This window comes from Metabacillus crassostreae (assembly GCF_016908395.1).
Taxonomy (GTDB): domain Bacteria; phylum Bacillota; class Bacilli; order Bacillales; family Bacillaceae; genus Metabacillus; species Metabacillus crassostreae.
Window position 1 is genome coordinate 113,477 of record NZ_JAFBDU010000011.1, and the last position, 16,543, is coordinate 130,019.

Genomic DNA, 16,543 nt, shown 5'->3' on the forward strand with positions numbered 1-16,543 from the left:
TGTTCCCTTTTTTAATTGGAAAACATATTTAGAATTTAATGTGATTTGTACATTTAAGACAAATATAAAAAAGTGAGTGCATTAATATGCACTCACTCAAATTAATAGCCTGAAGCTAAATAAGTACCAGGATAATAATAGTATAATATTTCAGAATATGATCTACCAGCACTGGCTTGTGCCTGTGCACCATATTGACTCATCCCAACACCATGGCCAAAGCCTGTACCACTTAAACGGAGTGTAGTAATTACACCAAGTTTATCTTTTAATTGGTTTACTTTACTTTCTGAGACTGCACCAGTGCCTCCTAGTACATTAATTTCTTTTACACTAGGTTTATAGCTTGTGAGGAAGTTTGAAAGAGTGTTGCTAATTCCTCCACCAACAAGAACAAGTGGTGCCTGTTTTGCAGCAGCTAGTGAAGAACTTGCTAATGCATCAGGAAAATCTTCTCCTGTAGAGTAAATAACACTAGTTCCACTGAAGGAGCCTTTAAATTCAGTGAGAATTTTTGCCATTGTTTCATAGCGATCTACTCCAGATAGCCTTTCTGTATTACTTCTCATGGTTCTAATTTGATTGAACACATTATCTGAAACTGCATTAGATCCACCGAGAATATAGATTGGCTTACTTTTATGAGTTGAAACAAATGCTTGGCTTTCTTTTGGTAATGTATTTTTATCTGTTAAAACAACAGCATAGTTGTTAATAGCTGCAACTGATGAACCTGATAATGCATCTGCAAAATTCTGTCCAGAAGCAACAAAGGTACCTTGAATATTTGTTAGCTTCTTGTTGATTTCTGCGTTGGTTTCGAAACGAGTTGGGCCGCTTATCCGATTCACGGTATTTACTGAACTTATTTTGTTTAATTGGTTAGCTACAGCATCTGAAACTGCTGTTTTACCACCTAAGATACTAACGTTTGTTGCTTTTAATCTCTTAATTTCTGCTTCTACTTGGCTACTTAAACTTGATGCAGCTGTAAGTAGAATTGGGGCATTGCCATATTGATTAGCAAGGGGACCAGCTGATAATGCATCAGCAAATTCATTGCTAGTCGCGATAAAGACGGTTTTATTAGAATGGTTCGCTGGGAACCCATTTGGATAAAGCTGCTTTGAAACTGCTATAGAAGTTGCAATACGATCTGATCCACTTACACGGTTAATTATTGTAGATGTAGGTGACTCAATAGTATCTACAAGTAAGCTTTTCATATTTAGTGTACCTAACATCGACCTAATTTGATTGCCGGTAAGCTTCGAATGCTGGTAGGTTTTAATTTGAATATTTCCATTTGAATCTTTAATATAGCCAGAACTGCTTTTCTCGATATATTTAATCTTCACTGCACCAGTTTTTATTCTTTTTCCTGTTGTTCTCTCAGGATGAATGGTTAATTCCTCAATCGAGAGTATTTTTATGTCTGTTGCAGTAGGGAGAGATAACTGACCTTTAAGCCAAGTTTTCATATTTGATTGAGCAATAGAGTTGACTTCTTTTACACTACTCCACCATTTCTCAGGATTCTTTAAATCAAGACCTAGTAGAGAGATTTGATTTTCTTGTAATTGTACATCCCAACGGTGAATGGGATCATAACTATCTACTTTTGCTGGAAGGTAAGAAAGGCTAGTGTAACCCCATGCTCCTCCATTTGATTCTGTGTGTCCTCCGTTACTTGAAGTAAAGAGAGTACTAGCTAAAGAATTACCGATTTTTAACACTTTTCCTCTTGTGTTTTCAACAATGTCGGAGATTTTTTGTTTATAAACTGTTTCTTCGATGCCTCCATAAACCTGGTTTCCTTGTGTATCATTAACATTATATTTATGGCTGGTTACATAAGTTCTAGCGGCAATGGATTGTGCTTTTAGGGCTTCAGTATGCCAACTAGCAGGCATCTCTCGAGGAACAACACCTTTCACATACTCTTCCAATAATACCTTGTTATAAGGACGTACATATTTAGATGATTCAACTTTGAATTCAAATGAACCATGATATCTACGACTTGTGTTTCCTACGATTTGAACATTGTCTGAAGTCATGTTAGTAGGATTAAGTACTAGATTTCCTTCGACAATTCCAATTTTCTTCGTATTATCATAAACTACTAATTTTCCATTCTCTACTTTTAATGTAAAGCTTGAAAGTCCTTTTAATAGTTCATCATTTTTTGAGTTTCCTGTTTTATATTGACCAGTTACATTCACTTTAAGAAATTCTTTATTCCCAATATAGTTTTGCAATTTAACGGTCACGTAAGGTTCACTAGCGGCATCAGCGTGGACATTTAGACTGAACAAAAGTGGAAAAACGACAGCAACTGCTAGTACAATTCTTATTAACTTGTGCATCTAACTCCCCCAGATATATATTATTCTACCTTTACAGTTATAACAAATAAGAGAAGGGAATGAAATAGAAAAATTGTGTAAATGTAATTTTTTCCTATTTTTATAGATGAAAAATAGTTTGTTTTTAAAACAAAAATCGACTTCTTTTTAGAAGTTTTTTTATTATATGAAAAACAAGTGTAATAAGGTGTATTAGGAAAAAAGAAAAATGGTATTTAATTGTCTTTCTCTAAATATGAAATATATGGTTATAGAATTTAATAGAAGTGAGGCTATGGTAAACAAATATGAGGGAGAGTAGATATAAAAGGAAAAAGGAATTGATGGGTTAGTAGAAATTTTCGTGTTAAAAGTTGATAAAATAGTATAAAAAGGTGAATACACACCTTTTTATACTTTAACATAAAGCTTTTTCTTATGAAGTATTAGTGTAATAATAATCCAAAATAGTAGCATAAGAAAAGCATAGGTTAGTTGAGGATAAGTACTAAAGGATTCAACCCAGCTAAGTATAACAGAGTAGATAGAGCTTTGTTTTCCATTTACAGTGATCATTATATGAGTCAATACAGAAGCGATAATAAACTTCCCAAAGTAAACAAGAAAGCTATTTCTACCAAATGCTTCGAAGAACCATACAATAGGTGCAAGTACAGTTTTTTTAGCATCTTTGTTCCTATTATTGTCAAAAACTAAATAGAAGGTTGCAATCATCAGTGATGTAGTTCCAGCTGCCAATAAGGCAAAGGAAGGTGTCCAAATTCGTTTATTATATGGAAGAATATAATGTGCAATAATGGATAGTACAATTAAGAATAATCCTAAAAATAGAATGTGCTTCCATGGTTTACTTTCTTTATGGATGATCATGAAGCGTCCTATTGCATAGCCAAGAAGAACATTTGCTAGTGCTGCAAAACTTGTTACCAGGCCTTCAGGATCAAAGCCTCTTGTTCCTTGTGCATACACATGGTTTTCACCAAAGATATTTATATCGATTATTCCAGAAAGATTACAGCTAGGCTGTGGAAGGCCATCCTCACACTGTTGACTTGAAATTAGTGTTACTGCACCATATATAAATAATAAGAAAAGTGCTATTATAATCAACTTTTTAGGTGATTTGATATATTGCGTTATTAGTACTGTTATTATTCCTAAAATGGCAAACATTTGGAGAACACCTGTTAATCTAATTGAAGTGAAGTCAATACTCCATGTCACAATAATCGTAAACAGAATTCCATAAACAATGAGTCTGACTGTTCGTTTCAGAAACTTACCCCAATTTACGCCCTTTTGATAAGCAATTGCCATACTTGTACCAAAGATTGTTATAAAAGAGGGTAAAATAAGATCGATTACAGTAATGTTATACCATTCTGCATGTCGAAAATACTCGTATCCACCAGAGGGAATAGCACTTAAAAAGACAGATAAAATCACGATAAATCCTCTTGCCATATCAAGAGAATAAATTCTTTGCTTTGAAGCTTGTTTCATATGTCTTGGTTGCATTTTTTGCTTCCTTTCTATTTAAATGTTCTATCTTAGCAAAGTATACACTAAGATAAGGAAATAATGGTAATATACATATATATGAACTAAATAGGTTGGAGGCTTACATGAGAAATTACGTCATTATTCTTTCTTTCCTTTTCTTTATTATATTATCTTCTTGCGGTATAGGAGAAAAGCAGCAGACATCTATCTTTTACGCACCACATGCGGATGATGAGGTACTAAGTTTAGGTGCATCTATCCTACATCATAGAAATATTGGAGATAAAGTGGTTGTCGTCTTATTATCAGAAGGGAAAGAAAGCAATGCATTCGATGCAGTAAACCAAAAGTTAACTCAATCTGGTTATGCAAAGATCACGAAAGATGAATTTGCTTCATCTCGTATAAAAGAGTTTAAAAGATCCGTAGAGGCATTAGGAGTGAAAAAAGATGACATTTATTTATACGAGCTTCCTGATGGTAATATTGACGAAAAAGATGTCAAAAAAATTATGATTGATTTAAATGATAAATATCAGAACGTAACACATCATGCTATGTCCTATTTAGATCCCCACCGTGATCATGCTAAATCTGGTGTAGCATTAAAGGAATTAATAGAAGAAGACGGAGTTAAAGGTACATTTTATCTACCTATACAAGAGCATGAAACTATTATGTCTAAAGGAGAGTATAATGTTCCCAAGAAGTACTCAGATGATTTCAATAAGAGCTTAAGTGCTTATAACATATGGAATCCGAAAAAAGAGTTATATGGTATTGGTTATATATCCGTTCAACCTTATTTTGAGAAGGCTAAGGAATCTATGAAAAGCAAATGGCATGATTAGGTTAGAAGAATAACGGTGTGACCTTAATTTTTAATAGTGACCAAAAAATGATTAGTAAGCATATATAATATCATGAGGAACTATATTAATTAAAAAGATGGATACCCACTTTTGTGAACTGTGTATCCATCTTTTTACTGTATATTATTTCATGAAAAAATTCTGAGTATAATAAGTCCCGTATTCTCCACCAAAAGCAACGCCAATTCCTAGGTAGGTATAATCACTACCTAATAAATTTTCTCTATGACCTAAAGAATTGACCCATCCATCATGTACATCGATAGCATCATAGTATCCTGCAGCAATATTTTCACCAGCTGCACGGAATACAACACCACTATCCTCCATTCGCTCAAAAGGATCTTTTCCATCAGGATTTACATGATCAAAATAGTTTCTAGTTAACATATCTAGACTATGCTTTCTCGCAGCTGTTGCAGCTTGATTATCCCATGCAAGAGGTTTTAAGCCATGTCTAACACGGTAAGCATTTGTTAGGTCTAAGTTTTGCTTTTCAAAACTAATTCGTAACTGATCTTTCAATGAAGTATTAGTAGAGTCAAGAATATCTGAGTAATTGCTACCAATAAAAGGGTCAATAGATTTTTCAACTAACAAAATTGCTGATAATGATTCATTATCATGTTGGTCGTAAAATACATTTGCAGAATACTCGTCATTTATAACATGGTATGTTTGGTAATCTAGGCTAAAATAACTTGGTTTTTCCCCGATAGCATCTAATTTTGCAATCGCTAAGCTACGCTTTAATCCAAGTTTAATTCCAGAATTTGATTCCCAACTATCAGAATTACTATATAAAGCTACTACCTTACTATTTTTAATTCCTACTTGAATGTATTTTTTATAATCTTTATTGTAGATATACCAGTTAAAGCCATGTCTACTTAGATCTTTTCTAGCAGGTTGACCAAGTGTTGAAAGGACGTGCTGCTCTGTATCGCCAATTGCGATATTTTGGAGAACGAATTCTGTTTGATATCCAGCTAAAGTTCGTTGAACCTGGTCACTTATTGCCCCAATTCCACCATAAATAATGAATTGATCATATTTTGAACTTATTGTCTTGATTGGCGTCGGGACATTTGATTTTTGCACAAGTAAGATTGTTGCGTCATTTTTCGCTGCTAACACAGAACCTGATAAAGCATCTGCAAAGTTTTCACCTGTAGCAACATATGCTTTACTTGCACTCATGACTAATTTTTCACTAATGATTTGATTTGTGTGATATCGGTCGTTTCCACCATAACGTACTGTGTTTGTTAAGCGATCTTCAACACCTTTAGCTACAACACCTTCTTTTCCAACAATGATGGTTTGTGATTTTGATTTAGCAATTTGATGTGTTGCATCTGGAAGAACTTCTTTTTCAGTTAATAAAATAGGAATCCCGTTTTTTGCTGCATATGGAGCGACAGCTAAGGCATCAGGAAAATTTCTGCCATTTGCAATAATCGCCTTTGATGATGAAATGCGCTTAGCAATATTAGCAGCTGTTTCAAATCGATGTTTTCCACCTATTCGATCAATTGTTAAACCCATATTACGTAAAGAAGTTTCTACTTGCTTTGAAATAGCTCCTTCACTACCTAAAATAACTATATTAGAAGCTTTTAATCTTAAGATCTCTTGCTTTGTTGATTCAGTTAATGTCATTTCGTTTGTCAGCAGAATTGGTGCGTCCAATGAATATGCGAGTGGACCACCAGCTAGGGCATCAGGGAAATCTGATCCTTTTGCAAGAACAACAGTTGCAGCAGATTGCCAACCAGATTTAGAGATTTCAACTGCTGTTTGATATCTGTCTGAACCTTTTATACGCTCTATAGAAGCAGCGAGAGTTGTTTCTAGAAAGGTAAAACTGAAAATGAAGCTGATAATAATAAGAACCAATATTTTTTTCATAATCTTATTCCTCTTTCTAATATATATTTTATAAACCTATTTTAGCCCAGTTGAATAAAGAGCCTGGATCTGATTTTCGTTCTGGTGAGTATTCATCATGTCCTATGATATGTTTTCGATCTCTCGTAATAAAAGGGTTTCTTGCTACGATATCATCTACTAGTAGTTTTAACGATTTATACTGTGCTTCTGTGTAACCAATATGAGAACGATGTATTTTATTATACTGTGTGGAAGACATCATGGATTTCATTTCCTCTTTTGTTCCTATAGCCATCATTTCAATTCCAATAGAATAAGAGTTTAATTGATCCTTATAATAGGGAAGATTAATTAAAGTACCTTTACCAGCGTGGAAGGCAGCTCTGTTTTCAGGTACTAATTGATGCATTTCTCCGTTTCTTCCAATTAAATAGTGGGCAGATACATTATAATCTAGAAAAATTTGCTGAAGATCTTTTATATTGTAGGGATCTTCGGGTTTGCTGGCTGCATTACTCATAAAATGTGTCACAATATGGGTTATAGGCTTATCCCTTACTTTTGAATTCTTTAAAGGTAAAGGCGTTTGTATCGTTTGAATTCCTGCTAAACTTGTTTGAACTTCATTACTAACGGCACCAAATCCCCCGTAAATAGAAAAATGCTTGTAATTCTTCTGTATAGTTTGTATTGTAGCTGGCAGCTTTGATTTTTGTACAAGTAGTATAGTGCTATTGCTTTTAGCTGCTAAAACTGAGCCTGATAAAGCATCAGCGAAATCTTCACCAGTAGCTACAAAAGCTTTACCTGAGTCCATTGCGAATTTCCCGCTTATAATCTGGTTCGTATGATAACGATCTTTACCACCATAACGGGTAGGATTAACTAAATGCTGTTCAACATTCTTATCTATAACTCCTTCTTTGCCAATAATAAAGGTCTGAGTTTTTGTCTTAACTATTTCATAGGTAGCTTCTGGAAGTGTTTCCTTTTCAGTTAATAAAATAGGAATTTCATTTCTTGCGGCATAAGGTGCAATAGCTAAGGCATCAGGAAAGTTCCTTCCATTTGTTATAAATGCTTTGTTTGAAGATAGTTTTTTTGCTATATTAGCAGCAGTTTCGAAACGATGTTGACCACCTATTCTTTCCATTTCCAAGCCTAAAGATCGTAATGAATTCTCTACATCTATTGAAATAGCTCCTTCACTTCCTAGTAATATAGCTTTAGATGCTTTTAGCCTTAGAACTTCTTGCCTGGTTACATCTGTTAATACCTTATCGTTTGTAAGTAAAATCGGTGCATTTTTAGAATAGGCAAGGGGTCCTCCTGCTAATGCATCAGGAAAATCAGTTCCTTTTGCTAGAATTACTGTCTCAGCAGTATTCCAACCTTTCTTAGAGATTTCAACAGCAGTTTTGTAACGATCTGTCCCTTTTATTCTTTCAGTAGTAGCGGCGATGCTAGTATTCACTTGAAAGGAAAGGTTGAAAAGTAATGTAAGTAAAATGAGTCCAATAACTTTGATCACAGTCGAAAAATCTCCTTTCAATATATAAAATTAGAATACCATAGATTGAGTGACAATTTACCTACTAAAATTAGGCTGAATTTTTTGTGGATTTTTGGAGTGTATATAAAAGGTATGGATTATAAATAAGCTTTAGTTGTGAGGGGGTGGGAATAAAGAAAGTGCCTTGAGAAGGTAAAGAGAATGGTGTGTTTTTACGATTTGATCTCCAATACGAAAAGTTATTCCATAAATAAAAAAACTTAGTAATACATATTACGAGATAAGATATATAAGAGATGATAGAGTCGTAATATATGTTGGAGATACTCATTTTTTAGGAGAATTTCGTTAAAGAAAGAGTAGAAAATAAGATGAATCATTTAAGATGAACTGTTTTGTACAGTAGTTTTAATTACGGATTAAAGAAAAAAAGAGTAGGAAATCTACTCTTTTAGCTTATGCTACTTTTTTTTTCTTCTTGCCACATCGTACACACTGATCTGAATAATAACTAAACTTATGTCTTTTTGTAAGAAAGCAAATCATGCTCTTAAGCTTCAACATTACCATCTCCCTAATCATTCAATAGATACCCCTTCTAGTTGGACCCTTGATGTTTAGGATATGAAAAGTTTATTTCCATAAGTTTCTAATAACCTTCTATTTTTATAATACTATGAATATCCAAAGTTGGTTAGTTAAACAATATGACATGTTTCTACAATATTTACATAGGTTTAGGAAGTTTGTTCTAGTTTACTTATTTTAGGAGTGGGGATTTTTGTAATATCTGATCCACAAGTTACATATCCTTTTTTGGGGGATAATAATGAATGCTAAATCTAATCCTTGCCGTTATGATAAAAGATACGATGAATTTAATTCTAGTACAAATGTTTAATTCTATAAGTATCATTCTTGATCTTCCACCATGCTGTAATTAACTTTTGTATTTTTAGAAAACTCAAAGCTTTTAATAGTAAGTGCTTAGTATAATTTAAGTATAATGAAATGTAAAAGAAGTACCTCTATAGGTACTTCTTTTACATTTCGACATCATTATCTCTATTGCTTATTTTCCTTATAACAAATTTCGTTAAGATAACTACAAATGCAATTCCTACGTATCCCAAAAATAACGCTATGAAACCCCATAGTCCAATAATGGCATCCATAAACTCCATGTTTCCCCTATTTGTTATAGCTTGTTGGATTTCTATTGCAAAAACTAAAACAAACATGAACGTTAGTGTATATAAAAATGCGATTAAATGCATACCAAATGGGAGTTTAGATAGCCATCTAGATATGAGATAGACACCTGCATATGTAAGGATCCCTATAATTCCTAATATCCAAAAGTGCATATCTTTATCTGTCATCTGGAGACCAAACACATCGTTAATTAACAGAATTAATATATCATGAAGATTATTGATAATTTCTACAATGAATGTAATGCCTTCTCTCATTCTTTTCACTTCTTTCAATTTCTTTTGTAGAGTTATTATATCAACTTTTATTGTATAAAGAAGTAATTACTAAGATTTGTTACTCATAGTGAGAAATTTTATAAATTTAATATAGTTTCCATTTAGCTAGGAAAATCTCCCTAAGTTATTTACATAAATTTCATATATTGCTAAAATACCTTGAATGAAGATTGGAATTTTTAAAGAATGAGGAAGTGAAATTAAAGAAAGCGTAGTATACAAAGCTATAATACAATGCAAGAGTGGGAAGAAAATTATCTAACTTTAGCGCCTAAAGAAAATCAGGCAGATTACAATAGTAGAAATTTTGAAATAACCTACCTACTGAAACAGCAAAAGCTGTTCAAAGTTATGGGTTTTCTGAATTTATTGTGCTTGGTGGGACAGGAGCAATTGCTGATCAAGTTATTCTAGATTTAGAGAAATAATCTTTCATCTAAAAGCCTGGATAATATCTTTTATCCAGGCTTTTTAGTCTGTAATAGATCTATAGCTGTAGTAGTTATTTTGTGGTTTCAATAGGAAAATTGAGGAATAATGGAGATTAGATTGAATTAACCTTTCTTTTTCTCTATTATTAGTAAGGATGTAATCTGTTACTAAATATCCCAAAGATATATAGGAAGTGAAGTCATTGATTGGGAGAGAGTTAGAAGATCATTTAGAAACCTTGGAAGTAACGTTAACTGAATTAAATAAAAGTTATAATGACTTTCGAGTGCAAAATATAAGGAAATCACAGCGTAATCCTTCCTTAATACTGCACTTGTTATATGTAACTATTCTAACCATTATTATAGTAGGTTTGACATATGCTTTAGGGTCTTTATTTCTTGATGAAAAAGTATACTTGTTTTATATTGCTTCTATTCAAGTGTTACTATCTATTTTACTTTATATAATTCTAGTAAATAAAATGGCAAAAGGTTTCATTGATAAAGAACATGATAGTAAAGTACCTAGGGTGAAACTGTCAAATTATGAGCTTGATCAATTAAGATTTCAATCTCTGCAAGATCTTGCTAGATCACCAATTCCTTCTAATTTTATAGCACCATCCATAGTTAAGGAAATGAAAAAACTTGTATCTAATGGAACATGTCATTCAATAGAGGATTGTATTAAATATATAGAAAAAAAACCAACGAGTAACAAGCAAACGGAAGAATTAGAATTAATTAAGTATTTACAAACAATTTCTTACCATTAATTTGGATTTAAGGAAATAGTTTGAGAGAATTGAAATTTTGTGTATAATTTTAGTAAGAACTTGTCGTAAACTGGGGGATTTATTGTGAAAAAGTTTTTTGTCATTTTGACAATCATAATTTGTGCAGCTGCTATTATCGTTGGTAATTTGCATTGGAAAAACAAGATTACTGCTCATAGTAAGGTTGTGGCAAATACAGAAAAGGTTAATTCAGAGACACAAGTAGTAGAAGAAGAAAAGGTAGAAATTATAACAATAGATGTTACTTCATATGCTGCAAGATTACCTGAGAGTGTTCAAAACAAGATAAAAACAGCACAATCTACAGGAAAGCCTTTGAATCTTGTTATTTACGGGTCAGACGCAACATCTGATCAAGCAGGTGCTTGGCCATCTCAATTAAAAGCAGAGTTGGAGAGTACATATGGTACAGAGATTTTTAAAGTTACTATTATTTCTGAAGGGAATCAAACCACACTAGATGTTGTACAAGAAAGGTCTTATGAAGAAGTAACTGAACTCAAGCCGGATATAGTCTTATTTGAACCTTTTATGCTAAAAGATAATAGTGGATTAATTGGGTTTCCTAATACAATAGCAAATATTGAAACAATGATGGAATCATGGAAAAGTACAAATGAATCTGTCACAATTATGATGCAACCTCCTAATCCTCTATTTTCAGCTGATTACTATCCAAAAGAAGTTATACAATTACAAGATTATGCAGAAGCAAATGATATAATCTACTTGAATCATTGGGAAGCATGGCCTGATCTAGAAGATATTAAAATGAAATCTTATTTAACAGAGAAAAATGATGTGAATGAAGATGGAAATAATCTTTGGGCAAATTATTTAATTGAATATTTTATTCAAAAATAGACGATGGAAAAGCCATCGTCTTTTTTTACTGTTTTAATAAGTGATATTCTTAAAAAGATAGTAGTATTTGGGAAGGATGAAATAGGAATTGAAGGTCCAAAACACTTTCTTATTTAATATCCATATAGTTCTACTAAAAGTACTTTACTTTCTTAACAAGATGGCTAACCTTTACTATGATACTATTATTCTAATTTTAAAAAATGTAAGATTTTGCTATAGTAGTATTAGTGATATTAAACTAGGAGGGCCAAAGTTGAAAGTTAAGATTTTAATAATGTTAGCAACTATTTTTGCTCTATTAACTATTAAAGGAATAACAGTATCGGCTACAGAGAGTATATGTGGGTATACTGTTGAAAAAGGAAAGAACCCTACTTTTCAGCAAGTGAATTGTATGTTAACTACACTAGCTAAAGAATATGTAGTTCCACCAGAGATAGTAAAAGCTGTAGCCACTCAAGAAAAGGGAAATTGGAAGCAGTTTGATGAAAATGGTGAGACAATCATTTCTGAAGATGGTGGGATCGGGATTATGCAAATTACATCATATCCACCAGAACAAAAAGATCGTTTAAAATATGATGCAATTTTTAACATTGAACAAGGTGTAAAAAGGCTTGCATCTAATTTTTACTCAAGAACTGATATTCCTAAAATAAATAATCATTCTCCGGAAAAATTAGAGAGTTGGTATTTTGCTGTGATGGCTTATAATGGTATAAAACCAGTAAATAGTCCATTAACAAAATGTTCAAAAACAGATATTAGTAGAAATAAGAATGCATATCAGGAAGAGGTTTTTAATAAACTAGAAGGTGTATATGAAATTTCTACAAAAATTGATTTGTTATCTTTTGATCCTGAAGAATTTCAGTACTCTTGTACATCATCAGAAAATATCACTTTTAAGAACCTGCAATATGAACTTGTTTCTTTAACAAATTCCAAAGAATTATATACTAATGAAAATGATTATGTTGAAGCCACGGTAAATACAAGGTTACAAAATTTGCCGAGTACAGGTAATGTTGTAAAGGATATTCAGGAGAATTCAGTCCTTACGGTAAGAGGATTGTTAGAATACGACATAAACAGTGTTGCTAATCGTTTTAATTGGGTGCCGGTAAAAGCTGGTTCTCAACAAGGGTATATTGCATCTAAATATATTAATAGAATAGGAACACGTATTGCTGGAAAAGATCGTTTCGAAACGGCTGTACAAATATCAAAAAAAGGATGGGATTCTACGGAAACGGTTCTTCTTGCTACTGCCTATAACTTTCCAGATGCTCTTTCAGGAGGACCTTTAGCATATAAGTTAGATGCTCCAATTCTATTAACACAAAATAATGAACTTAACGAAAAAACCATGAATGAAATTGTTCGACTTGGTGCAAAGAAAGTTATCGTATTAGGTGGAAGTGGTGCAATTAACGAGAAAGTAGCAAACAAATTACGCAACTTAAATCTACAAGTTGAGAGAATTTCTGGTAAAGATCGTTATGAAACATCTGTAGCAATAGCTAAAAAACTTGGAGGGAATCCTAAAAAGGCTATCATAGCTTATGGTCAGAATTTCCCCGATGCATTGGCAATTGCACCTTACGCAGCACGTCATGGTTATCCAATTTTATTAACTGACGGTCAAACAATTTCAACTAGTGTAAAACAATCACTTACAGGAATTAATGAAACAATTATTGTCGGAGGGACAGGGGTAATAGGATTTAATGTAGAGAAAAATCTCAAGAATTCAACTAGGTTATCAGGAAAGGAAAGGTTCTCTACAGCAATTGAAATACTTAATGGTCTTTCTCTTTCACAAGAGGAGATCTTCTTCACTGATGGTTACAATTATGCAGATGCCTTAACTGGATCAGTTTTAGCAGCTAAGTATAATGCACCACTATTACTTGTTGAAAATAAGAAAATACCTTCGGTTATTTCTGGAAAAGTTAAAGAACTGGAACATTTCAACTTATTAGGAGGAAATGGAGCAATAAATGAGAGTCTTGTTCCTAGTTTTCAAAGCTTGATTAATTAATAGAAAAGCATGTACTTATTAGTTGGTACATGCTTTTCCTTTTGAATAAAATCTTAATTTAAACTTAAAGGAATTTTAACTAAGGCTTTACTTTAGAAGATAAAATTGGGATACAATTAAGCTAGGCAGTATTTAGTACTCTTTATTTGAAAGTCTATGTAATATATTTTTTTACCTTAAGTATTATTTCCAAGATTTTTTTTATAGTCATTACATTGGCAAGTTACTAACAATTACACTCCATATAATAGATGGATATATGGTAAGGGGGAGAAATATGAAGATTAGAAAAGCTGTTATTCCTGCTGCTGGTTTAGGTACAAGATTCCTACCGGCTACTAAGGCACAACCAAAAGAAATGCTGCCAATCGTTGATAAACCAACTATACAGTATATTATTGAAGAAGCGGTATCATCTGGTATCGAGGATATTTTAATTGTAAGTGGTCGTGGTAAACGTGCTATTGAGGACCACTTCGATAAATCATATGAGTTGGAAGAAACTTTAGCGAATAAAGGGAAATGGGATATTCTCGAAGAAGTTCAACAAATTTCTCAACTTGCTAATATTCACTATATTCGTCAAAAAGAGCCAAAGGGATTAGGACATGCAATATACTGTGCACGTCGTTTTATTGGTAATGAGCCTTTTGCTGTTATGCTTGGTGATGATATTGTCCAATCAAACGGTTCTGAGCCATGTCTGAAACAGCTAATAGATGTATATAACAAGTATGAAAAAGCAGTTGTAGGTGTACGTAAGGTAGAAAAAAAAGACGTTTCGAAATATGGGATCATTGATTATGAAAAACAGGCATTACAAGCAGATATTTTTAATATAATAGATCTAGTGGAGAAGCCGAGTGTCGATCTTGCACCTTCAAATAGCGCTATTATGGGACGCTATATTTTAACACCTGAAATTTTAGATATATTAGAACATCAAGAACCTGGTGCAGGTGGGGAGATACAATTAACTGATGCACTTAAGAAACTACTAACAATGCAAAGTATTCTAGCTTATCACTTTACTGGGAAAAGGTATGATGTAGGTGATAAATTTGGATTTATCAAAGCAACACTCGATTTTGCATTAGACAGAACTGAATTGAGAGATGATCTATTAAATTATTTAAATGAACTAACTAAAAATAATAGTTAGATTGTTTGGTAATTATAAGGAGGTTTCACTGTGAAAGTAACTGTAGCTGGAACAGGTTATGTGGGTTTAGTAACAGGGGTATGTTTAGCAGAGATTGGTCATCATGTAATTTGTATTGATGTGGATGAAGCGAAAATAAAGATGCTACAAGAAGCAAAGTCTCCTATTTATGAACCTGGATTAGAAGAGATGTTAAGTAAGAATATCAAAAAAGGAAATATTTTCTTTACTACATCCCCTGAGTACGCATATAGTAATTGTGAAATCATAATTATTGCTGTTGGCACACCGGAAAAACCTGATGGATCAGCTAATTTAACATATATAGAAGCTGTTTCTAGAAAAATAGCAGAAAATATTCAACAAGATTCTATCGTGGTGATAAAGAGTACTGTTCCAGTTGGGACAAATGATTGGATAAATAATCTTATTCAAACAAATCTTCAAAATAGACATTTTGTTGAGGTTGTTTCAAATCCTGAATTTTTAAGAGAAGGTTCAGCAATTAGTGACACCTTTAATGGAGATCGTATTGTTATTGGTTCTTCTAGTAAATATTCAGGTGATATTGTTGAAGCAATGTATACTTCGTTCAATAGACCTATTTTAAGGACAAACATTAGAAGTTCAGAGATGATTAAATATGCTTCTAACGCCTTTTTAGCAACAAAAATCAGTTTTATAAATGAAATAGCAAACATATGTGAAAAACTCGGTGCAAATATAGAAGATGTATCTACAGGGATAGGACTTGATAAACGGATTGGAAAGCAATTTTTACAAGCCGGAATAGGTTACGGAGGCTCTTGTTTTCCTAAGGATACAAAAGCGTTAGTACAACTCGCAGGTAATGTTGAGCATGAATTTGAGTTACTAGAGTCTGTTATAAAAGTAAATAATCATCAACCCTTATTGTTAATTCAAAAAGCAAAAGAAATTGTTGGTCAATTAGAAGGGAAAAAGGTTGCTGTATTAGGATTGGCCTTTAAACCGAATACTGATGATATAAGAGAATCGGCTTCCGTTGTAATTGTTAATCAACTAATTGAAAATGGAGCAATTGTTTATGTTTATGACCCAATAGCCATTAGTAATGTTAAAAAAACAATTGGCGAAAGTGTCAAGTATTGTTCTACGATAGATGAGGCAATTGGAGATGCAGAATTAACGTTTATAGGTACAGAATGGTCTGAAATTAAAAAATATCCTGTTATTAACTATAAAAGGCTTATGAAAACCCCTATGATATTTGATGGGAGGAATTGCTATGATCTTGATGAGATGAAAAATCATGGACTTGTTTATGTTTCTATCGGGAGAGAGGCAATTTTATAAGTTGGGTGAGCTAACTACATACTAAGCTGGAAAAGCAGAACTCTTATGGATACTTAGTTCCCAATAAGGTAGTGTAAATCATAACCAAAATAACATGTGATTACGTAGTATAAACAACATAAATTACAGAACAAAAAGCATACAAAAAGCTTGAGGGAACTTTAACTAAAATGTACCCTATAGAGTAGACACTTATAAAAAGTCTACCTATGGGGTACTTTTTTGTATAATTAAGAGAAAAAATAGGGATTGGGGAAAAAC

Annotated in this window: 11 protein-coding genes; 6 read left to right on the forward strand and 5 right to left on the reverse strand. The window is 32.7% G+C overall.

What is annotated here, in order from left to right:
• Positions 1 to 101 precede the first annotated feature (101 nt).
• Positions 102 to 2,369 carry a cell wall-binding repeat-containing protein gene (locus tag JOC75_RS21575; RefSeq protein ID WP_204956042.1) on the reverse strand — a complete coding sequence of 756 codons (2,268 nt, stop codon included), beginning with the start codon at positions 2,367 to 2,369 and terminating at the stop codon, positions 102 to 104.
• A gap of 390 nt (positions 2,370 to 2,759) precedes the next feature.
• Entirely contained in the window at positions 2,760 to 3,887 is a 1,128-nt protein-coding gene (locus tag JOC75_RS21580; protein ID WP_204956043.1) for an acyltransferase family protein, read from the reverse strand.
• A 107-nt stretch (positions 3,888 to 3,994) separates the two neighbouring features.
• Between JOC75_RS21580 and JOC75_RS21585 the strand changes: the two genes are divergently transcribed.
• Positions 3,995 to 4,723: a PIG-L family deacetylase gene (locus JOC75_RS21585; protein WP_204956044.1), complete on the forward strand. Its 729-nt coding sequence runs from the start codon at positions 3,995 to 3,997 to the stop codon at positions 4,721 to 4,723.
• Positions 4,724 to 4,867: 144 nt separating this feature from the next.
• Here JOC75_RS21585 and JOC75_RS21590 read toward each other — a convergent pair whose 3' ends face one another.
• The 3 genes from JOC75_RS21590 to JOC75_RS21600 form a co-directional block, all read right to left on the reverse strand.
• Positions 4,868 to 6,655 carry a cell wall-binding repeat-containing protein gene (locus JOC75_RS21590; protein ID WP_204956045.1) on the reverse strand — a complete coding sequence of 596 codons (1,788 nt, stop codon included), beginning with the start codon at positions 6,653 to 6,655 and terminating at the stop codon, positions 4,868 to 4,870.
• A 28-nt stretch (positions 6,656 to 6,683) separates the two neighbouring features.
• Positions 6,684 to 8,168, reverse strand: a complete 1,485-nt coding sequence (locus JOC75_RS21595) for a cell wall-binding repeat-containing protein (protein WP_204956046.1) — start codon at positions 8,166 to 8,168, stop codon at positions 6,684 to 6,686.
• A gap of 1,025 nt (positions 8,169 to 9,193) precedes the next feature.
• Positions 9,194 to 9,622, reverse strand: a complete 429-nt coding sequence (locus JOC75_RS21600) for a hypothetical protein (RefSeq protein ID WP_204956047.1) — start codon at positions 9,620 to 9,622, stop codon at positions 9,194 to 9,196.
• Between the two features lie 655 nt (positions 9,623 to 10,277).
• On the opposite strand from JOC75_RS21600, the gene JOC75_RS21605 reads away from it, so the two are divergent.
• The 5 genes from JOC75_RS21605 to JOC75_RS21625 all read left to right on the forward strand — a co-directional run bounded on the left by JOC75_RS21605 (position 10,278) and on the right by JOC75_RS21625 (position 16,282).
• Entirely contained in the window at positions 10,278 to 10,853 is a 576-nt protein-coding gene (locus tag JOC75_RS21605; RefSeq protein ID WP_204956048.1) for a hypothetical protein, read from the forward strand.
• 84 nt (positions 10,854 to 10,937) lie between these two features.
• A complete protein-coding gene (locus JOC75_RS21610; protein ID WP_204956049.1) occupies positions 10,938 to 11,738 on the forward strand; it encodes an SGNH/GDSL hydrolase family protein in 801 nt (266 codons plus the stop codon).
• A gap of 256 nt (positions 11,739 to 11,994) precedes the next feature.
• On the forward strand, positions 11,995 to 13,785 hold the full coding sequence (locus JOC75_RS21615) for a cell wall-binding repeat-containing protein (RefSeq protein WP_204956050.1): 1,791 nt from the start codon (positions 11,995 to 11,997) through the stop codon (positions 13,783 to 13,785).
• Between the two features lie 277 nt (positions 13,786 to 14,062).
• On the forward strand, positions 14,063 to 14,947 hold the full coding sequence (gene galU / locus JOC75_RS21620) for a UTP--glucose-1-phosphate uridylyltransferase GalU (RefSeq protein WP_204956051.1): 885 nt from the start codon (positions 14,063 to 14,065) through the stop codon (positions 14,945 to 14,947).
• Between the two features lie 30 nt (positions 14,948 to 14,977).
• A complete protein-coding gene (locus tag JOC75_RS21625; RefSeq protein WP_204956052.1) occupies positions 14,978 to 16,282 on the forward strand; it encodes a nucleotide sugar dehydrogenase in 1,305 nt (434 codons plus the stop codon).
• Positions 16,283 to 16,543: the final 261 nt, after the last annotated feature.